This is a genomic window from Pauljensenia sp. 20925_1_27 (genome assembly GCF_041432835.1).
Taxonomy (GTDB): domain Bacteria; phylum Actinomycetota; class Actinomycetes; order Actinomycetales; family Actinomycetaceae; genus Pauljensenia.
Window position 1 is genome coordinate 85,234 of sequence record NZ_JAPWAH010000006.1, and the last position, 20,437, is coordinate 105,670.

General features: G+C 65.4%; 17 protein-coding genes. 9 read left to right on the forward strand and 8 right to left on the reverse strand.

What is annotated here, in order from left to right; genetic code table 11:
- Positions 1-74: 74 nt before the first annotated feature.
- A complete protein-coding gene (locus O3684_RS05320; RefSeq protein WP_500065492.1) occupies positions 75-2,552 on the reverse strand; it encodes a DNA gyrase/topoisomerase IV subunit A in 2,478 nt (825 codons plus the stop codon).
- A 67-nt stretch (positions 2,553-2,619) separates the two neighbouring features.
- Between O3684_RS05320 and O3684_RS05325 the strand changes: the two genes are divergently transcribed.
- Positions 2,620-3,156, forward strand: a complete 537-nt coding sequence (locus O3684_RS05325; RefSeq protein WP_500065494.1) for a DUF5998 family protein — start codon at positions 2,620-2,622, stop codon at positions 3,154-3,156.
- Positions 3,149-4,297 carry an alkaline phosphatase family protein gene (locus O3684_RS05330; protein WP_500065496.1) on the forward strand — a complete coding sequence of 383 codons (1,149 nt, stop codon included), beginning with the start codon at positions 3,149-3,151 and terminating at the stop codon, positions 4,295-4,297. Before O3684_RS05325 ends, O3684_RS05330 begins: the two co-directional genes overlap by 8 nt.
- 66 nt (positions 4,298-4,363) lie before the next feature.
- Here O3684_RS05330 and sepH read toward each other — a convergent pair whose 3' ends face one another.
- The gene (sepH, locus tag O3684_RS05335) at positions 4,364-5,602 is read right to left on the reverse strand and encodes a septation protein SepH (RefSeq protein ID WP_500062702.1); all 1,239 of its coding nucleotides are present in this window, start codon (positions 5,600-5,602) and stop codon (positions 4,364-4,366) included.
- Positions 5,603-5,768: 166 nt separating this feature from the next.
- Between sepH and O3684_RS05340 the strand changes: the two genes are divergently transcribed.
- The 4 genes from O3684_RS05340 to O3684_RS05355 are packed head-to-tail and all read left to right on the forward strand — an operon-like array spanning position 5,769 to position 7,763.
- Complete coding sequence (locus O3684_RS05340; protein ID WP_003792577.1) at positions 5,769-6,071, forward strand: DUF4193 domain-containing protein; 303 nt, start codon at positions 5,769-5,771, stop codon at positions 6,069-6,071.
- A 9-nt stretch (positions 6,072-6,080) separates the two neighbouring features.
- A complete protein-coding gene (locus O3684_RS05345; RefSeq protein ID WP_500062703.1) occupies positions 6,081-6,713 on the forward strand; it encodes a DUF3710 domain-containing protein in 633 nt (210 codons plus the stop codon).
- Position 6,714: 1 nt separating this feature from the next.
- Complete coding sequence (locus tag O3684_RS05350) at positions 6,715-7,095, forward strand: OB-fold nucleic acid binding domain-containing protein (protein WP_500065497.1); 381 nt, start codon at positions 6,715-6,717, stop codon at positions 7,093-7,095.
- Complete coding sequence (locus O3684_RS05355; RefSeq protein ID WP_500065498.1) at positions 7,095-7,763, forward strand: DUF3159 domain-containing protein; 669 nt, start codon at positions 7,095-7,097, stop codon at positions 7,761-7,763. Before O3684_RS05350 ends, O3684_RS05355 begins: the two co-directional genes overlap by 1 nt.
- On the opposite strand, the gene O3684_RS05360 is transcribed toward O3684_RS05355, so the two are convergent.
- Together O3684_RS05360 and O3684_RS05365 are read right to left on the reverse strand one after the other, a co-directional pair.
- Positions 7,712-8,410 carry a potassium channel family protein gene (locus O3684_RS05360; protein ID WP_500065499.1) on the reverse strand — a complete coding sequence of 233 codons (699 nt, stop codon included), beginning with the start codon at positions 8,408-8,410 and terminating at the stop codon, positions 7,712-7,714. The genes O3684_RS05355 and O3684_RS05360 overlap by 52 nt on opposite strands.
- A 2-nt stretch (positions 8,411-8,412) precedes the next feature.
- Complete coding sequence (locus tag O3684_RS05365; protein ID WP_442953448.1) at positions 8,413-9,063, reverse strand: potassium channel family protein; 651 nt, start codon at positions 9,061-9,063, stop codon at positions 8,413-8,415.
- Between the two features lie 106 nt (positions 9,064-9,169).
- Between O3684_RS05365 and O3684_RS05370 the strand changes: the two genes are divergently transcribed.
- The gene (locus O3684_RS05370) at positions 9,170-11,248 is read left to right on the forward strand and encodes an APC family permease (RefSeq protein ID WP_500062707.1); all 2,079 of its coding nucleotides are present in this window, start codon (positions 9,170-9,172) and stop codon (positions 11,246-11,248) included.
- The gene (locus O3684_RS05375) at positions 11,245-12,594 is read left to right on the forward strand and encodes a class I SAM-dependent RNA methyltransferase (protein ID WP_500065500.1); all 1,350 of its coding nucleotides are present in this window, start codon (positions 11,245-11,247) and stop codon (positions 12,592-12,594) included. Before O3684_RS05370 ends, O3684_RS05375 begins: the two co-directional genes overlap by 4 nt.
- 162 nt (positions 12,595-12,756) lie before the next feature.
- Here O3684_RS05375 and O3684_RS05380 read toward each other — a convergent pair whose 3' ends face one another.
- Entirely contained in the window at positions 12,757-14,598 is a 1,842-nt protein-coding gene (locus O3684_RS05380) for a chloride channel protein (RefSeq protein ID WP_500065501.1), read from the reverse strand.
- A complete protein-coding gene (locus O3684_RS05385; RefSeq protein WP_500065502.1) occupies positions 14,595-16,595 on the reverse strand; it encodes an alpha/beta hydrolase family protein in 2,001 nt (666 codons plus the stop codon). Before O3684_RS05385 ends, O3684_RS05380 begins: the two co-directional genes overlap by 4 nt.
- Before the next feature lie 134 nt (positions 16,596-16,729).
- Between O3684_RS05385 and dxs the strand changes: the two genes are divergently transcribed.
- On the forward strand, positions 16,730-18,631 hold the full coding sequence (gene dxs / locus O3684_RS05390) for a 1-deoxy-D-xylulose-5-phosphate synthase (RefSeq protein ID WP_500065503.1): 1,902 nt from the start codon (positions 16,730-16,732) through the stop codon (positions 18,629-18,631).
- An 11-nt stretch (positions 18,632-18,642) separates the two neighbouring features.
- Here the strand turns inward: dxs and O3684_RS05395 are convergent, their stop codons facing one another.
- The gene (locus tag O3684_RS05395; RefSeq protein WP_500065504.1) at positions 18,643-19,887 is read right to left on the reverse strand and encodes an HRDC domain-containing protein; all 1,245 of its coding nucleotides are present in this window, start codon (positions 19,885-19,887) and stop codon (positions 18,643-18,645) included.
- A complete protein-coding gene (locus tag O3684_RS05400; RefSeq protein WP_500065514.1) occupies positions 19,888-20,412 on the reverse strand; it encodes a DUF3000 family protein in 525 nt (174 codons plus the stop codon).
- Positions 20,413-20,437 lie beyond the last annotated feature (25 nt).

A 20,437-nucleotide genomic window follows, 5' to 3' on the forward strand; every position in this document is an offset into this window, starting at 1 on the left:
TGTGACGACAGAGAAAGCGGTGGGGTGGCCGGGACAAATCCCAGCCACCCCACCACTATGACGACAGGCGAGCGTCAGCCGATCGACGCGATCGCGAAGGTGATCGGAACACCCGAGCCATCGCGGCGCTCATCCTCCGCGGGCAGCTCCACGGGCGAGCCGTCCGCGGACGCGGCGCGTGCCGGCTTCGTGCCGACCCACGCGATATCGAGTCGATCCTCGCCGCGCAGGAAGCGCTGGCAGCGCACACCCTGACCGCCTCGGCCCTTGGTTGGGTAGCACTCGAAAGGCGTCACCTTCACCGTCGTCTGGCCCGTGCCCGGCAGCGCGCCCAGCGCCGCAGCCACAGTCACCACCACAGCATCAATGGGAGCCTCGACCACCCAGAAGCCCAGGGCCTCGGCCCCGGCGTTCAGCTTCATGCCAGCCATGCCACCGGCCGTGCGACCCTGCGGGCGCACCTTCGCGGCGGGGGTGCGCAGCAGCTGCGCGTCCGACGAAATAAAGACCAGGTCCGCCTCGTCCGAGCACCGATCAAAGCCCACCAGACGGTCGCCGTCCTCCAGGGCGATGACCTCCCACTCGTCGCGCTGAAGTACGTCCGGGCGCAGGCGCTTGACCGTTCCACGGGCCGTGCCCATGGCGACGACGTCCGTGCCCTCGGGATCAAGCAGACCCACCGCGGGAACATCCGTATGTAGCAGCAGAGACGCGGGCATCGCCCCGGCGAGCGACAGTCCCGTTTCGAAGCGGGGGAGCGCGGGCAAGTCGACGACATCGATGCGGTGAGCGATACCGTCTTCCGTTACCACGGCCACCTGCGAGCGCGCCGTCGACGGTAGCTGCACGCGCCATCCGTCCGATGCTGCGCGCGGCCCGGGCTCCAGCGGTTCCCCGCCCTCCACGCGGGCGAGCGCGCCCGAGGAGGACAGGACCACCACACATGGGTCGTCGGGAATCTGCAGGTCGAGGCCCTTACCGGAACGTGACACCGACGGCAGGGCCGCCAACGCAGCGTCGTCGGCGGCCGCGGCCGCCGCGCCCACGGGCGTGCCCGTCGAGGCCAGCAGCAGCGTGCGACGGGGCGTGCCCAGGCGATCCGAAACTTCGCGCAGCTCCTTCTTGACGAGTGCGCGCAGCAGCTCCGGATCCTCCAGGATCTCGCGCAGCGAGGCGATTGCTGCCATGAGCTCATCGCGCTCGGTCTCCAGCTCGATACGCGAGAACTTCGTGAGGCGGCGCAGGCGCAGCTCGAGGATGTAGTTGGCCTGGGCCTCGGACAGGTCGAACGCCGTCATGAGGCGCTCGCGCGCGATCTCCGCGTCGTCGGAGGACCGAATAATCGCGATGACGTCGTCAATGTCCAGGATCGCGATGAGCAGCCCCTCGACTAGGTGCAGGCGATCTTCGCACTTCTTCAGGCGGAAGCGGCTACGGCGCGTCGTCACGTCCAGGCGGTGGTCCAGGAAGACCTGCAGCATCTCCTTGAGGCCCAGCGTGCGCGGCTGGCCGCCCACGAGCGCCACGGCGTTGATCGAGAAGGAATCCTCCAGCGGCGTGCGCTGGTAGAGCTGCTGGAGCACGGCCTCGGGGTTGAAACCGTTCTTCACCTCGATCACGAGGCGCAGGCCGTGGATGCGGTCGGTGAGGTTCTGGACCGAGGAAATGCCCTTGAGGCGTCCCGCGTTCGCGTTTTCCTTGATCTTTTCAATGACCTTTTCGGGGCCCACCATGTAGGGCAGCTGCGTGACGATGATGCCCATCTTGCGGGCGGTCACGCGCTCGATCTGGACCTTCGCGCGGGTCTTAAACGCGCCTCGACCCGTCTCGTAGGCTTCCTTGATGCCCTCGAGGCCGACGATGACGCCGCCCTCGGGCAGGTCGGGACCCGGGATGTAGCGCATGAGGTCAGCGACAGACGCCGACGGGTTATCGAGCAGGTGAATGGCGCCAGCGATCGTCTCCGACAGGTTGTGCGGGGCGATATTCGTCGCCATGCCCACGGCGATACCCGAGGCGCCGTTGACCAGCAGCTGCGGGAAGGCAGCCGGTAGGATGTCCGGCTGCATGAACTGGTTGTCGTAGTTGGGGACGAAGTCGACCGTGTCCTCGTCCAGGCCCGTCACCAGGTCCAGCGCGGCGGGCGCCATGCGCGCCTCGGTGTAACGCGCTGCGGCCGGGCCGTCGTCCAGAGAGCCGAAGTTACCGTGCCCATCGACCAGGGGGACACGCAAGTTGAAGGGCTGCGCGAGGCGCACCAGGGCCTCGTAAATCGCGGAATCGCCGTGCGGGTGGAGCTTACCCATGACCTCGCCGACGACGCGCTGAGACTTCACGTGCCCCTTGTCGGGGCGCAACCCCATCTGATCCATCTGGAACAGGATGCGGCGCTGCACGGGCTTGAGGCCGTCGCGCGCGTCGGGGAGCGCGCGAGCGTAGATCACGGAGACGGCATACTCCAGGAAGGACCCGCGCATCTCATCGGACACGTCGATCTCTGTGATGTTCTCGTCCTTCTCGGGAATGTTGACGACCTGGTCCTTCTTAGCCATACGCGCAATTATTGCGCGGGTCGGCGCTCATTTCGACTGGCGCGCCGCTTCGGGGCACAATTGGAGGATGGACACATGGACCCGTATCGAACGTGGGGGCTTCTATCCCAAGGCGGTGCAGCGTGCGCTGCGCCGAGCACTGGGCGCCGCGGAGCCATTGGCGACGCTGTGCCAGGTGGACACGGGCTTCGACCGCGGGACGGTCTTCCGTCACCTCACGATTGCGTCGTTGACGGATCGCGCTATCGTCCAGCTGCACGTCGATGAGATGGACGCGGGTTCGGCGACGATCGCGACCGCTGTGCACCGCGTGAGAGACATCGCCGGGTACTCCACGATGGAGGTCTACACCGACCCCGAGAACGCGACCGGTCTGTCCGAAATGACGATCGCGCTGGACCTGAAGGGTGCGCGCCACCTCGAGCTTGAGCCCGCCCGCTGTGACGACCCGAATTGCATGGCGGACCACGGTTTGACGGGCTCGTCTTTCCCCGACGACCTGACCTTCCGCATCTCGGCGGCCGCCGACGGGCAGGATGCACTTGACGAGGCCATGGTGTTCGTTGATCGACTGGCACAGCTGATGGGGACCCGCAGTGAGTGAGGGCCTGGGGACGCTACATCTGCCCGGAGCCGACCTTCCCCGTGTTGGTGATCCGCTCATTACGGACGTTGTCGCGGGTGGCCTCGCCTCGATCGACCCCGCCCTGCCTGGTGCATCAGCTCAGGCCGCCGCGTCCCTCGGCATGGAGGCGGGGGCTGACCAGCTGCTTCTTATCCTCGTGGACGGCCTCGGATACGAGCTCATCCAGGAGTATGCCGGGCACACCCCGACGCTGCGCCGCATGCGAGACGATATCCGTTCAATTCACACGGTTGTCCCTTCGACGACGGCCGCGGCGATCACTGCGTTTGGGACGGGAGAGCGTCCGGGCACCACGAACATGGTGGGCTTTTCCGTTGCCTACGGCGGCGGCGTCATGAACCTACTGGCGATGGAGGGCGGACCGGCGCCCACCGAGTGGCAGCCAGTCCCCACGTACTTCGAGCGCCTGGCCGCCGCGGGTGTTGCTTCGGCGGTCATCTCACCGGCGCGTTTCGCTGGCTCCGGCCTGACGGGGGCGGCATTGCGTGGTGCGCGTCATGTGCCTGCAGAGACGCTCGACGACCGCGTGAGCGCCGCGTTGCGTGAGCTGCGCGCCGGCACGCCCGTTGTCTACCTGTACTGGTCGGAAATCGATCACGCGGGCCACGGATCGGGAGTCGGCTCCGACAGCTGGATCGGCGCCCTGGAAGAGTTCGACGCTGGCCTTGCGCGCCTGCTCAGGTCGCTTCCCGCCGGCGTGCGGACCGTCATGACGGCCGATCATGGGATGATCAACGTCGATGCGTCGCAGATCGTCGATGTCGGCTCCACCCCCGCGCTACGCGATGGCGTACGCGTCGTCGCTGGGGAAACCCGGGCTGTACACGTTCACACCGATGAGGGGCGCGCCGACGAGGTCGAGATGCGCTGGCGCGACGTTCTGGGGGAGAGCGCCTGGATCATCTCCCGCGAGGAGATCAGCGCCCTCATCGGTGAGGGCGACGGTGCATCGATCATCGGAGACTTCCTCGTGCTCGCACGAGGCCGTTGCGGAGTCGTCGACTCGCGCACGCAGAGCGCGTCTGCGATCGCGATGCCAGGTGTTCACGGGTCGCTCACCTCCACGGAAATGCGCATCCCGGTCGTGGTTTGGTCCTAAGAATCCGCTGACATGCGGCAAGCGGCCGCTCTGTGCCAAGAGCGACCGCCTGCCGTGAGCGAGTCCTTAGGATTTCGAACCGAAGAGGATCTCATCCCAGCTGGGCACCGACCTGCGGTTTTTCTTCGAGGAAGCGCGGGCCATTCGCGAGCCGGTAATCCCCTGGGAGGGGACAGCCCCCGTTGCGCCTTCCTCGGCCTTGCCCGGCGCTGAATCAGTGGGTGCAACAGCTTTCATGGGAATTGCTGGGGTCTGCTGCTCCTCGGCCTGCGGCTCGCCCGCATTCTCCTCATCCGAGGAGGTGGGAGCTTCAGACAGCCACGGGAGGGCGCCCGACGAGGCCGGGGCCTCGCTCTTGGACGAGCGTGAAGCGACGGGAATGGATCCCGTCGCCGTGGGGCGAGCTGACGGGATCTGGCCGGTCGCGGGGAACAGTCCGTCCTCGGCCGTCGGAGCCGGCACCTCGGCCTTCGTGCGTGCGGATGCAAGCGAATAGATGCGCGCAGAAATGGGGCCGGTGGAGGTATCGGGCTCGGTTGCCTCGGGCTCCTCCTCACTCGCAATTGCGGCGAGGTACTCGGCTTCCTCGTCCACCTCGTCATCCAGGTCCAGATCAATCTGCTGACGCTTACCGCGCGCAGCGTTGAGCTGATCGAGGATCGCCTCACGGTTACGGAGGTCTTCCTCATCCGGATCGGGGGCGGGAGCAGGTGCCGTGCGCGGCAGGGGCGTAAAGATCGATGCCGTCGGGGACGTGGACACCTGCTCCGTCAGCCACTGAGCTTCCTGGTCGATAGCCTCGAGAGAACCGGAATTCGACAGATGCCAGTGCGCAGCATGCTCGGCTGCGCCCTGCACGAACGTGACGATAATCTGCCAGGGCTCTCCCGCCTCGCGCGTCGCAGCCCACTCCAGGGAAGTGGGATCAACGCCACGCGCCGCCAGACGATCAACGACCAGATCGCCCATCGTCGGACCGCCCTCGCCGATGCGAACAGCGCGCGCACGCGTGAGCGCGTAGTCCTTTTCCGCCTGAACGGGAGCCTCGAAGCGCTCCACCGCGCTGACCTCCATCCCGTGCTCGGAGGCGATCTCCGCGGGGGTGGCGCCCGCACGCAGCAGCGCCTGGATGTCACGAGGAGCGAGAATCGGACGAGCGGGCGCAAGCTCCACCCGCGGACGGTCACGGCGCGTCGCGCCGCGGAGCTCGTCCGAGATCAACACCGAGTAGCGTTCACCCTGGGCATCGGTGAGCACCAGGGACTCGCCATCAGCGCTGGTCCCGAGCAATTCGAGCTCAATCATCACTTCCTCCTCATACGTCTAGGTCGAATCGTCTCAAATAATGCCGAGAATGTCGCGTAGTCGTGCGCGTGTCACACAAACGGTTGCACATTAGCCTCACAAGTGTTATCCTCCCTGCGCACAGACCGCTCGCGCGAACCGGCTCGAGTGGCGAAAGGGGAGAACCATGGCAACCGATTACGATGCGCCGCGCAAGAACGAAGACGAGGTCGCAGAGGACTCGATCGAAGAGCTGAAGTCCCGTCGCAACGACGCCGGCTCCGCGGAGATCGAGGAAGACGAGAACGAGGCCGCCGAGAATTTCGAGCTTCCCGGCGCTGACCTGTCAAAGGAAGAACTAACCGTTCACGTTGTTCCCCGTCAGGAAGACGAATTCACCTGCTCGCAGTGCTTCCTCGTGCACCACGCGTCGCAGCTCGACCACGTGGACGCCAACGGCGCCCCCGTGTGCACCGAGTGCGCGATGTGAGGTAGGACGATGTTCGGACGTAAGAAGAAGACCGTCGAAGACGAGATCGAAGAGGTCGAGGCCCTGCCTCGCCTCAGCGATGAAGACGCGGAGATCTGGAGTGAGCCCGGCCCTCGCAACTACGGTGAGGTCGACGCCTCCGAAGGCTACGTCGACATGGGATCGATCCTGTTCCCGGCCGTTCAGGGCATGCAGCTGCGGACGCAGGTCGCGGACGACGGCACGACCGTCCTGCAGATCCTCGTCGTGCTCGGCAACTCCGGCATCCAGATGAGCGTCGCCGCGGCACCCCGATCCGGGGGTGTGTGGGAGGAACTGCGCGAAGAAATCCGGAAGGGTTTCGAAGAGCAGGGTGCCAAGGTCGCCGACTATCCGACACGCTACGGCAACGAGCTGCTCGTCGATATGCCGATGCAGATGCCTGATGGTCGCACCGCGACCTCCCGCATGCGCATCATCGGTCGCGAAGGCGACCGCTGGTTTGCGCGCATCGACATCCTCGGCCCGGCTGCCGCGAACGAGGAAGCCGGTGTCGAGATCGAGAAGGTCATCGATCGCATCATCGTGCGACGTGATGACCACCCGCGCACGCGTCTGGAGCTTCTCCCGGTGCACCTGCCCGCGGGTGCTCAGGAGGCCTGAGATGGCCTCGTGGATCGCTCGGGTCGGCGCCGCGCTCGGCCTCGATAAGGATGCGCGTTCCCTGGATGCAGCTCTCGACGAGGATTCGGCGCGCGCCGCCCGCGGCATCACGCCTATCCGCGACGTGACGGACCGCTCTCACGCGCTCGTTTTCGGCACGCTCCTGGGCATGACCTACCCGCCCGAGGAGGGATCCCAGAGGGTCCTCGTCGCCACTCTCTACGACGGTACCGACACTCTGGAGCTGCGGTGGCCCGGCCGCACGTCTATTCCCGGACTCAGCGTCGGCCAGCGCCTAGAAGTTGAGGGCACTGTCGGGCGTACGGGGGATCGCCTCGTCATCATCAATCCCCTGTATCGCGTTATCGCAGGGGAAGGCTGATGCCGACCCCACGTTGGATGGATCAGGCGAACTCCGAGGACTTCTCCTGGTCGGAGGCGCTCGGAGGTACGCGCGGAGTCATCGAAGCTACAGCTCCGGGCCTCGTGTTCGTGATCGTCTTCGTCGCAACGCGTGCCCTCGTACCGACGCTGGTTGCAGCATCGTGTGTGGCACTACTTGCCTGCGCGATCCGACTGGTTCAGCGACAGGGAGTCCAGCAGGCACTCTCAGGGCTTTTCGGCGTCGCGATCGGCGTCATTTTTGCCGCAGCCACGGGGCACGGAGAGAACTACTTCGCATGGGGCATTGCCACGAACGTGGCCATGGCCCTCGCCTTCGCCCTGTCCGTCCTGTGTCGGCGAGGCCTCGTCGCTCAGTTCTACGGTCCGCTGACGGGCCTGGCTCAAGGATGGCGATCCAACCCCGCGTATGCGGGCCTGGTGCGTAGCTGCAACCTACTCACATGGATGTGGGCCGGTATTTTCGCGCTGCGCGTCGCAGTCCAGGCACCCCTCTGGCTCGGTGGTCAGGTCGCGGCGCTCGGCATCGCTAAGCTGGCCCTAGGCCTACCGCTTTTCGCCCTCGGTGCCTGGGCCACCTGGTGGGGTCTGCGCGGCTACTCCTCGTCTTCCGAGGATGCTTCGGATTCAGGAAAAGCGACCAACTGACGCAGTTTCGTCAGCTCCTCAGCGTTTGCGTCGGGTACGAGCAGGAGTAGCTCGTCCGCAGCTTCGAACACGTCATCGGCGCTCGGAGTGATCGGACGGCCATCGCGCAGGAGCGCAGCTAGCACCGAGCGCGCAGGCAGCTCGAGGGAGTGGACGCGCTTGCCGACGACCGGAGAATCGTCCGGCAGGATGAGAGCGTGCATAGACACGGCAGCGGTATTGAAAGAGAACAGGCGCACCGGGATACCCACCGAGACGGCCTCTTCGACGAGAGACGTCATGATACGCGGCGTCGACACCGAGACGTCTACACCCCATGCCTGATCGAAGAGCCACTCGTTCTTCGGGTTGTTCAGGCGGGCGACGACGCGGGGGACCGCAAACTCGGTCTTTGCCAGCAGGGAGATGACCAGGTTCGCCTTGTCGTCGCCCGTGGCAGCAACCATGACGTCGGCCTCATTCACGCCCGCGTCGTGCAGGGCATCGGGCGAGCACGCGTCTGCGAGCACCCAGTCAGCGTCCGCGACCGAGGAAATACGCAGCTTTTCGGGCATATTGTCAATCAGGGTAATGTCGTGACCGTGAGCGAGGAGCTCCAGGGCAACGCTGCGCCCCACCGAACCGGCTCCAGCAATGACGATCTTCATGCTCACTCCTCCGTCTTGGGCGGGCTGGCCAGCTGATCGCGCAGCGCGGCCGTATCTGTCCCATTGATCGCAAAGTACAGTTGGTCGTGCTCCTGAACGACCAGGTCAGGCGATGCCGTGCGAATCGATCCCAGGCGGGAGGTGAATGCAATCCGGCACCCCGTCAGCTCCTCGACGAGCTGGAAGCTCAGGCCATACCAGGGCGCCGAGGGCGTTGCGTTGACGAGAGCGACCTCACCGGTCGGATGCGACCAGATCAGTGAGGCATCCGGCGGCAGCAGGCGACGCAGGACCGAGTCCGCGGTGCGCTGGACAGACGCAACAGTCGGAATGCCGAGGCGCTCGTACAGGTAGGCGCGAGTCGGGTCATAGATGCGCGCAACCACGTGTTCAACGTGGAAAACCTCACGCGCGACGCGCGCGGCAATAATGTTCGAGTTATCACCCGATGAGACTGCCGCAAACGCGTACGCCTCCTTGATGTTCGCTTGACGCAGGCAGTCACGGTCCATGCCCACGCCCGTCACGCGACGGCCGGAAAAGTCCGGTGACAGGCGAGAGAAAGCCTTGGAATCCTGGTCAATAACCGCCACGGAATGACCCGCAGCGTCCAACGTCGATGCAAGGCGGGCACCGACGCGCCCGCAACCCATGATCACAAAGTGCACGACTACCAAAGTACTCCGGTCCCCGCGGAATAGCCATGCGTGACGTTTCGGCGTTCCCATTGCTCAGCGAGGTGGACTAGGCTTGTATTTCGTGACGAACTTGTTGGCCTACGCAAAGCGCGTGCTCATCGGACGCCCGATGCGATCGGACGCGATGGGCCACCAGCTTCTCCCCAAACGTATTGCTCTGCCGATCTTCGCGTCGGATGCGCTCTCGTCGGTCGCCTACGCGCCCGATGAAGTCCTCCTGACGCTTGCGCTCGCCGGATCCATGGCCGCCCTTCAGTCGGTCTGGGTGGGCGTTGTTGTTGCTCTTGTGTTGGCTGTCGTGGTCGCGTCCTACCGCCAGACGGTTCACGCCTACCCCTCAGGTGGCGGCGACTACGAGGTTGTGACCACGAACTTGGGTCGGTCGTGGGGGCTACTCGTCGCCTCGGCCTTGTTGGTCGACTACATCCTCACCGTTGCGGTCTCGATTTCGTCGGGCGCCAACTACATCACGACGGCAGTCCCCGCTCTCCTCGGCCACGAGGTTCCCATCGCGGTGGCGCTCGTCATTATTCTGGCGACTCTGAACCTGCGCGGTACACGCGAGGCCGGTGGCGCGTTTGCCGTGCCCACCTACCTGTACATGGGCGCGATCGGCCTCATGGTCGTCGTCGGTTTCGCGAAGATGGCAACCGGGCATCTGGGCGCGGCTCCGACGGCCGCCTACGACCTCGTTGCTGCCCCCGCTCACGCGGACGGCCTCGCCGGACTCGCGGGCGCTTTCCTCCTCATGCGCGCCTTCTCGTCGGGTTGCGCGGCCCTCACCGGCGTCGAGGCGATCTCTAACGGCGTGCCGATGTTCCGCCGCCCCAAGTCGCGCAACGCGGCCACCACGCTGGCGATGCTCGGCCTCATCGCGGCTTCGATGATGCTCTCGATCCTCGTGCTGGCCCGTGCGACCGGCGTGAAAATCGTCGACGACGCGGCGAGCCAGCTGACCTATCAGGGCGCGCCCGTCCCGGAGAAAACGCCGATCGAACCGGCGATCTCTCAGATTGCCTCGGCCGTGTTCGGACAAGGGTCGATCCTGTTCATTCTGATCACCGTCGTCACCGGCTTCATCCTGGTTCTCGCCGGTAACACGGCGTTCAACGGATTCCCGACGCTGGCCTCGGTCCTGTCTCGCGACTCGTTCCTGCCTCACCAGATGGTGCGCCGTGGCGACCGCCTGTCCTATTCGAACGGCATCGTGGTTCTCACCGTTGCGGCAGTTGCACTCATCGTTGGTTTCCAGGCGCAGACGACGCGCCTCATCCAGCTCTACGTCGTCGGTGTCTTCATTTCCTTTACGCTCTCGCAACTGGGCATGATCAAGCACTGGAACAGGCAGCTGCGTTCTCGCCAGTCCGGCCAGGCGCGCATGGCCGTCCTGCGCTCGCGCGCTGTTAACATTGTCGGCTTTATGATGACCGGCATCGTGCTGCTCATCGTGTTGGCCACGAAGTTCACGCACGGCGCGTGGATTACTCTGCTCATGATCGCGGTCGCGTTTGGTGTCCAGATTTCGATTCACCACCACTACGAAACGGTTCGCACGCAGCTGCGCGTGGACGACTGGAACGCCCGGCGTGCACTGCCCACCCGTGTGCGTGCCCTCGTGCTCGTATCGTCGTTGTCGCGCCCGGCAATGCGTGCCATCGCGGCTGCGCGCGCGTCGTCTCCGACGTCGATCGAACTCGTCTCCGTCGTCGCGGACGACGAGGAGGAAAACAAGATTCTGCGCCAGTGGAAGGCTTCCGGCGTTCCCGTGCCGCTGACCTTGCTGTCTGCGCCCTACCGTGACATCTCATCGGTGATCCTGCAGTACGTGCGCGGCCGCCGACGCGCGATGCCCACGGAGATGCTCGTCGTCTACATGCCCCAGTTCCTCGTGACCCACTGGTGGGAAAACTTCGTCCACAACCAGTCGGCGCTGCGCCTGCGTGCCGCGCTGCTGACCGTTCCGGGTGTCGTTATTACGATCGTGCCGTGGCAGCTCGGCGAGGACGATATCGTCGAGGGCCGCCAGCGTGTCAACGACCCGTTCTTGCGCGTCGGGGCATCGGCGCCGAGTGAGTCGAATGCCCGTACTGAACAGCCCGGCACGGCCAGCGGGGACGCCACCCCTGAGGAGAGTGCATGAGCCCCCGTTCGTCCCGTCGCCGTCCCTCCCCGCGTCGTCGTCACGCTTCTGCGCGTGCGCGCGAGGGGATTGGTGAGATCCTCCAGCTGAGCGTCGGGGAACCCGCACACGGTGGGGCGTGCGTCGCCCGCGACGAGAGCGGGCGCGTCGTCTTCGTGCGCCACGCGGCACCCGGTGAGGTGGTCCGTGCAAGGGTCACCGCCGTTCAGAACAAGCTCGCGTGGGCGGACGCTGTGGAGATTCTGGAGCCCTCGCCTGATCGCGTGGAGTCCGTGTGGCCACAGGCCGGACCGGGCGGTGTCGGTGGTGGGGAGCTCGGTCATCTGACCCCGGCCGCGCAGCGTGAGTGGAAGTCTCGCGTGATCGCCGGGCAGCTGCGTCGGGTGGGTGGCGAGGCCCTGGCCGAGGCCGTGGATGCCCTCGGGGGAGTGTACGTCGCACCTGCGCCTGGCGACGAGGAGCCGCACGATCCGTTGACCGGTCGCCGCTCGCGCATCGACGTCGTCATCGATGCGGATGGTCGCGCAGGCATGCACGAGTTCCGCGGCCGCCGGGTGATCGCACTCGATGATATGCCGCTGGCTGTTCCAGGGATCCGTGAGCTCGGCCTGTTCGACGCGGATTCTCCGTGGCGTCGACTGTGGAAGCCGGGGGATCGGGTGCGCGCTGTCGCCCCGTCCGGTGGTGATCCCGTCGTCCTGATCGGCGATGACACCTACGCCGCGGACGGCGAGCGTATTGACGCCGACGTCTTGCGTTGGAACGTGCCCGTCGGCTGCGGCGTCGAGTCGTATGACGTGCGTCCCTCCGGTTTTTGGCAGACCCACGTGCGCGGCGCCGAGGTGCTCGCCAACGCTGTGCTTGCTGCTGCGTTCGGATCGGACGAGGCCGGGGCTGGCCGTGCGGTCATGGAGCTATACTCGGGTGCCGGCCTATTCTCCGTGCCGCTTACGCGCGCCGTCGGCGAGACCGGGCGCGTCGTGACGCTCGAGGGTGACGAGGCCGCCGTGCGTGACGCGGGCGAAAACCTTGCAGCCTTCGATTGGGTGGATGCGTTCGCCGGAAACGTGGATCGCGAGGGTGTCGTCGATCTGTCCGGCCAGCTCGGCGCTGTGCCCGACGTGGTCGTGGCGGACCCGCCGCGTGCCGGCGCCGGTGCCGAGGTGTGCGAGGCGATCGCTGCCACGGGTGCTCCTCGCGTCGTCCTGGTGTCCTGCGACCCGGCAGCGGGCGCACGCGACCTGCGCACCCTCACCGAGGCCGGATACGAGCTCGAATCACTGCAGGCGTGGGACCTCTTCCCGCACACCCACCACGTGGAGATGGTGTCGGTCCTGAGCCGCTGACGACAGCTACTTTTCTCTACAATTCCGCATGCAATTCCCTTACCAACCGCATCAGTCTGATATGAACTGACACCGCCGTTGTGGGAATTGCATGCGGATTTTGTACGCAGTCCGGCTGAGCTGTGTCGCACTGTGTGGTCGGCAGGTATCGGGTTCTCGCCGCTAGTTGTTCTTCCTGCGCTCAAGCATGCGCGAGCCCCACGACGTCTGTGTGCGAGCCTCGATAGCGCGGCGCTGATCGCGGTACATGCGATCCACCAGGTCGCGCTCGGACACCCAGCCGACGACACGTCGATCAACGTCCACGACCGGCAGAGCCTGCAAGCCGGTACGCCGCAGCGTCCCGAGAACCTCGGACGGGGGAGCGGAGGCAGCCACGGCCTCGTCGATGAGAGGCAAATCTGCCAGGGGAGCATCCAGAGAACCATCCTGCTGCGTCATCTCAGCCAGGCGCAGCGAGGACACGAGGCCGACGAAACGCCCTTTCTCCGACACAACGGGCAGGACCGTCTCCCTCGTGCGGCGCAGGGCGGCGATCGCGGATGCCGCACTCGTTGTCGAAACCAGCGTTTCGGGGGCCTCCAGCATCCACTCGGACGCCGCGCGGGTACCCAGCAGAGTGCCCTCGACCGGGTCGTCAAGCACGTCACCGCGGCGGCGCAGCTTCTCCGTGTAGATCGTCGCGCGCGTGAGGAAACGCGACGCGCCCGTCGCGATCACGACCGCGAGCATCATCGGCAGGATGAGCGAGAACTGACCGGTCATCTCCACGATGATGAGCACGGCCGTCATGGGGGCACGTGCGGCGCCCGCGAAAGCGGCACCCATGCCGACCACGGCAAAAACACCAACGGGAGAATCCGAGAGCGGAGAGACGATGTTCCCGAAGGCCGCACCAGCCATGGCGCCGATGAAGAGCGTAGGGGCAAAGACGCCGCCCGAACCACCCATACCGATCGTGAACGACGTGTAGACGGCGCGCCCCAGCATGAGGGCAAGAAGAAATGCGATCGAGAAGTTTCCGGCGATCGCCTCCTCCTCCAGCGGATATCCCGAACCGTACATGTACGGGAACGCCACGAGAGCCACGCCGAGGGCGAGACCGAGGACACCCGGACGCGCCCACTCGGGTAGGCGGGTGCGTGCCCACACCCAATCAATCGCGTCCTCTGAGGCATACAGGAGCTTCGAGAAACCCAAGCCGCACAGGCCAGCGATGAGACCGAGAACAGCAACCCACCACATGTCCGACATCGACGCGAACGTCAGGTTGTCGGCGACGCGCACGACCATCTCGTCGCCCTGGAGGAGACGCGCGACCACCGACGAGGTGACGGCTGAGAGGACGACGAAACCAAAGGTCTCGGCCGTGAATTCGACGAGAATAACCTCAAGAGCGAAGACGGCACCCGCGAGAGGCGCATGGAACGTGGCCGCGATGCCGGCCGCCGACCCGCACGAGGCCAGCAACACCACGCGGGAGACGGGCATATGCAGCCACGAGGCAATAGTGGAACCCAGCGACGCTCCGACCTGAACGATTGGGCCCTCGCGGCCGGCGGACCCACCCGAGCCGATAGTCAGTGCCGACGCAAGGATCTTCACGATCGCAACGCGTCCCGGGATGCGCCCACCCTTACGACGCACAGCGAGCATCACCTCGGGGATGCCGTGGCCCTTCGCGGAAGGCGCGAAGCGCTGGATCAGCGGTCCGTAGAGGAGACCAGCGATAGCGGGGGAGAGGAGAAGAAAGAGCCACGGTGCCCACCCCCAGACGCCGTGCGACTGGCCGATGTGGGTCGTGTACTCGTCGAAACCTGTCGACACCCAGGTCCATGCGCGAATCGCTAGGTTAAACAGGACGGCTGCCGCGCCGACGACGCCGCCAACGAGTGCAGCGGCGACGCCGAGCAGGGAACGATGCGCGGCGACCGTATGGCCGACGCGTAAGCGAGTCCCCGCAGCCGGTTCCTCTGACTGCGGGGACTGTGCTGTATGTATCACAGGTTTGCGATCTCCACGTGAATGGGGGCGTCAGTGGCGATGCCCCAGATGGTCCGGTAGAAGGACAGCTCCGACTGCCATGCATCCTTGATGTTGATGGCCGAGCGGAAGCGGTGCCCCTCACCCTGATACAGCTTGAGGGCAACAGCATTGCCGTTCGCCCGCAGCGCGTCGTACATTTCCTGGGCCTGCGAGGCGGGGACCACTGGGTCTGCGGTGCCCTGCAGGAGCATGAGGGGTGCCTTGATGTGAGACACTCGGTTGATCGGCGAGCGCTGCGCCCACACCGGATCCGACCTATCGTCTGTACCGAGCAGAATGTCGTCGTAGTGCGACTCAAACTTGTGGCTGGTTTCGGCCAGCTTCGCCAGGTCCGCGATGCCCGAGAAAGACGCGCCAGCGGTGAACACGTCGGAGGATGCCAGCGCGTTGAGTACGGTGAAGCCACCGGAGGAACGGCCGCGGATCGCGATCCGCTTGGGATCGACGCGCCCCAGATCAACGAGGTACTGGGCGCCGTCGATGCAGTCCTGAACGTCCATGACGCCCCAGTGGCCGTTGAGACGCTGACGGTAGGGACGCCCGAAGGAGGTCGAACCGCGGAAATTCACGTCTAGAACAGCGAAGCCGCGGCTGGTCCAGTACTGGAACGGTACCTGCAGGCCGGGTCGTGCTGCCTCGGTCGGGCCGCCGTGCACGTTCACAATGAGGGGCGGAAGCTCGCCCTCAGGCGCGGTGAAATCGGGGTTCACGGGCGCGTAGTAGAAGCCGTGGGCCTCCTCGCCATCCGAGGTCTTCCACGTCAGCATCTCGGCCGTGGAGACGAGCGATGTCGGGACCTCGGCCTCCGACGACGGACGAAGCACCTTGGTCTTGCCGCGCGACACTTCGATGATGGCCGGCGTGTGGGTCGCGGAGTCAGCAAGGAAAACGACACGGCCGTCAGCGGCTGCCACGTTGCCGATGGGCCACCAGCCGGTCGCCCACTCCTCGGCCATGCCATTGTCGATACGAACGGTTCCGATGTGCCACACCTGCTCCTCGGTCCACGAACACACGAGGTAGTCGTTGTCGTAGTTGTCGTAGGAGTGTAGGCCGAGCTGCCAGTGCGGGTGCGAGAACGCGCAGTGTCCGGGGTGCAGTGCACGGGTGCGCAGCCTGGAGGTCCACGCGTTTGCGTCCTCGCCTTCCTTCCACACGAAGCCCTGGGTGCGGTAGAGGTTTGCCCAACCGGAGGAATCGTCGACGTGGATCAGGTCACCGTCAAGGGTCCAGCGCGGCTCGTAGACACACACGTCAGAGCGATCCACCAGGATAACCTCCTGGTCGATGGTGCCCTCGAAGGTGAGGGAGGCGACGCGCAGCTGGGAATACGTCCACGGCATGTTCGGGTGGTTCCAGGTGATCCAGGCGATCTTCGTGCCGTCCGGGGACACCGTGGGAGCCTGCGCGAAGTCGGTGCCCTCGAACACCGTGATGATTGCGCTGTCATCGCGGGCGGCGGAACCATCGAGCGGAATGGCGACGATCTTGTTCACGGGTTCGCCCGGAGCTGAGTGGTCCTCGGCGACTGCGTACACGAGTTCGCGCACGTCGGCGATCCAGAAGTCGCCGTAACGGACCTTCGACAGGGTCGTGAGCGGGCGCACGACGCGCCGCGGATCGGCCGTATCAAAGGCGTACACGCGGCCATCGGTCTGATCGGAGAAGACAATGACGCCATGGTGAACGGCATACGCCTTACCGCCGTACTCGTGCACGCGTGTGCCGACGTCGGGCAGGCGAGAACCATCGATCAGGGGCAGAACCTCACCCGTCTCGCCCGTTGCACGACGGCGCAGCAACGTGCCGCGACCGCCCTGGAGTGGATGTCCTTCAACCCAGTAGGTATCGGGTCCGTCGACACGAACCTGGGAAAGCGTGACCGAACGGGCGGTGAAGGAATCGCCCGAGATGGGGGACTCCCACAGGCCGTGGGGTGCGACGGTGACGGACATAGTGCCTCCTTGAGCGGTACGGCGAGCCAACGGTATCTATCTTAGTGCGCGCGCTTGTCGCCTGCGCGGGTCGAAGGCTGCTGACATGCACTTTGATCTGTAGGTGAGACGCTTCGGCAACTACACTGGTTGGTATGTCTGGAACACGAGAGTCGCGCGACCTGCTGTCGCGCTGCAGCGCACCGCGTGAGCTGCGTCGCCTGGAACGCGCGCAGCTGGACGATTTGGCGGCGGAAATTCGCGCGTTCCTCATCGACAACGTGTCGCGCACGGGTGGGCACCTTGGCCCCAACCTGGGTGTCGTCGAGCTAACGATCGGTTTGCACAGGGTGTTCCGATCCCCGCAGGACACGATCGTGTTTGATACGGGTCACCAGGCGTACGTGCACAAGCTCCTGACGGGTCGTCAGGATTTTTCATCGCTACGCTGCCCGGGCGGGTTGTCGGGCTATCCGTCGCGCGCCGAATCTGAGCATGACGTTGTGGAGTCTTCGCACGCGTCCGCGTCGATCGCGTGGGTGGATGGTATTTCGCGGGAAAAGCACCGCCGGGGGAACCGCACGTGGACGGTTGGTGTCATCGGCGATGGCGCGTTGACCGGCGGCCTCGCATGGGAGGCACTCAACAACATCGCGACGGCGAAGAATCGTCGCATCGTGATTGTGGTGAACGACAATGGGCGCTCGTATGCGCCGACGATCGGTGGACTCGCCGATCATCTCGATGCTTTGCGTACCTCGGCGGGTTACGAGAAGGCGCTTGCCTGGGGAAAACAGCATCTCCTCAGTCACGGCACGCCCGGCCGCGCGGCCTACGACGCGTTGCACGGCCTGAAGTCCGGCATCAAGGATGCGCTCATTCCCCAGGTGATGTTCGAAGACCTCGGTCTCAAATACATTGGGCCCGTCAACGGTCATGACATTTCTGCGGTGGAGACTGCGCTTCGCCGGGCGCGTTCGCTGGGCGAGCCCGTCCTCGTTCATATGATCACGGAGAAGGGGCGCGGATACACTCCCGCAGAGGAAGATATCGCAGATCGCTTCCACGCGGTTGGACCGATCCACCCGGAGACCGGCCTGCCCGTCGCTCCTGAGCGTTTTGGCTGGACCGGAGTGTTCGCCGATGAGATTTGCGCTCAGGCGGCGAGGCGCGACGATATCGTCGGCATTACCGCGGCGATGATGCGCCCGGTCGGTTTGGGTCCGATGCACGAGGCCTACCCGGGTCGCGTGATCGACGTCGGCATCGCCGAGGCAGAGGCCGTCGCCTCCGCAGCTGGCATGGCCTACGAGGGTGCGCATCCCGTTGTCGCGCTCTATGCGACGTTCTTGAACCGTGGTTTCGACCAGCTCCTCATGGATGTTGCTCTCCATCGTGCGGGAGTGACGCTCGTGTTGGATCGCGCGGGCGTCACGGGTGCGGACGGCGCGTCGCATAATGGCGTGTGGGATATTGCCATGTGTTCCCTGATTCCGGGTCTGCGTCTGGCCGCACCCCGTGATGAGGACACACTGCGTTCTCGCGTGCGTGAGGCGCTCGACGTTGACGATGCGCCCACCGTCATCCGATACCGTAAGGGTTCTCTGCCAGAGCCTATGCCCGCGCTACGCACCGTCGGGGGAGTGGATATTCTCTTCGACGAGGCCGGGGATCCCTCATCCGATCGGGTTCTCATCGTCGGTACGGGGGCATGTGCGCCCGACGCGATCAAGGCCGCGCGCCGCCTGGTCGCCGACGGTGTGAGCGTGACCGTCGCGGATCCGCAGTGGATGATCCCGATCTCGCCCGATCTGGTGTCGCTGGCGGGGGAGTACGACTGTGTCGTGAGCGTCGAAGATGGCATCGTCCAGGGCGGTTTCGGCTGGTCGCTGCGCGATGCGTTGGCGGAGGCGCGCGTGCCCGTACGATGCCTCGGCGTCCCGCAGGGATTCCCCGAGCACGGTGATCGTGCAGCGATAATTGCCCGCTTCGGCTACGACGCCGACGGCATCGAGAGCGCCGTGCGCGAGCTACTCGAGCATATCTCCGCCCGGTAACGGGTCCTTGGTCAGACGCCGAGCGCGTCGCAAATCGGATCGAGCGTCAGGTCGATCTGCCAGTCGCGTGCACCGCGATTGACCATGCGCTCTTCGACCTCGTCGCCGGACGGGCGCGACGGGTCTAGGGGAGCCCACGCGAGGTAGCGCTGCACCTGGGGAGCGAGCACAACCTCGGGTGCCAGCCCGAGACTCGACGCTACGGACGCGACTGCGTTGCGCACCGTTCCCAGGCGTGCGGCCGAGGCCTCGTCGATTCGGTTCCAATGACGGGGCTCCGGGATAGAGCCCGGCTGAACGGGTTTGCGCTTCGGCGGAAGTTCATCCTCCGTCATGGCGGCCACACTGGCGAGCGCGCGCATCCACTCGTCCTCGTACTGGCGGGCGACGGGGGAGCGGAACTCGCTGATGCTCATGAGGGCCCGCCTGTTACGCGGAGGATTCGACGCCGCGCGCACGAGCGCTGCATTACGCACGAGGCGCCCCGGACTCAGGTCGATGCGCTGAGCGATCGACTCGCGTGTCTCCCACAGGGCCTTAAGGACCGCGAGGCCGCGGCGCGACCGAATCTTGCCCGCGCCGGGTACCGAACGCCAACGATCCGGCTTAGGGGCGGGAGGAGTGACCGCCAGGGCGTGGGTGAACTCCTGCTGTGCCCACTCCCAACGGCCCATGTCATCGAGCCTCTTTGAGAGCCGGTAGTAGAGCTCGGTCAGCAACTCGACGTCAAGGGCCGCGTAGCGCAACCACTCCTTGGGCAGGGGACGCACCGACCAATCCGATGCCTGATGATCCTTCACGAGGCCCAGGCCGAGAATCTGCTCGGCGACAGCCGCCAGCCCGAAACGCTCCAAGCCAATCAAGCGAGCGGCAATCTCAGTGTCAAAGAGAGCGGGGGGACGGAGCCCAACCTGGCGGAGATTCGGCAGATCCTGCAGGCAGTCATGCAAGAGCCACACGTCCTCCACAACTCTCTGAAGCACAGACAGGTCCGGTAGTGCGTGCGTATCGATGAGGAACGTGCCGACGTCCTCACGCCGAATCTGGACAAGGTAGGGGTCTGCGCCATAGCGGAACCCCTGCGCTCGCTCAACATCCACGGCGATCGGGGTTGAACCGGCGCTCAACGCGCGGGCCGCCACCTCAAGTTCCTTCTGGGTATCAATGACCGAGGGGGTACCCCCACGCGGCTGCGCGATAAGCTCCGGATTATCCGTATCGCCCTGCGGCAAGCCGCCGCCATTGTTGACCAGCACTCAGACTCCTTCGAGATGACGGGCAGGCACGATCCCTGCCGTCCGACGCATCACATCCGCCCAGCCGGACAGATGCTCACCAAGATACTCACTGTACGGCGTCCATGACGCGCGGACCTCGACGAATAGCGATGATCCGCGAAGCTCGAGACCGCCGAAGGCCTCACTGATTTCACGCGTCACCGTCCCCGTCATGTCGTGGAATCCTGCCCCTGCGCTCTCCAAGCAGTCGAGCATCCAGCCCCAAATCCCCTCCGACAGCATCGGGTCGCCGATCATCTCAGCATCTATCTGGGTGCGCAGCTGGGAGACGATGCGGAAGGTACCGTTCCAGCCGATCTGCTCCACCGGGTCGTGCAGGATGACCATACGACCAGTCGACAGGGGCTGTCCGGCCTCGTCCTCGTCCGTGGTTCGCATCGCGAGCGCCGCCGTAAAGGGGGCCAAACGACGAGGTGGGGGGACCTCCTCGAGGAGGATGTGCGGCAGGTGGTCCGCCTGTCGCAGGGACAGCAGAGCCCGCATAAACTCCTCGGGCACCGCGTTTTCA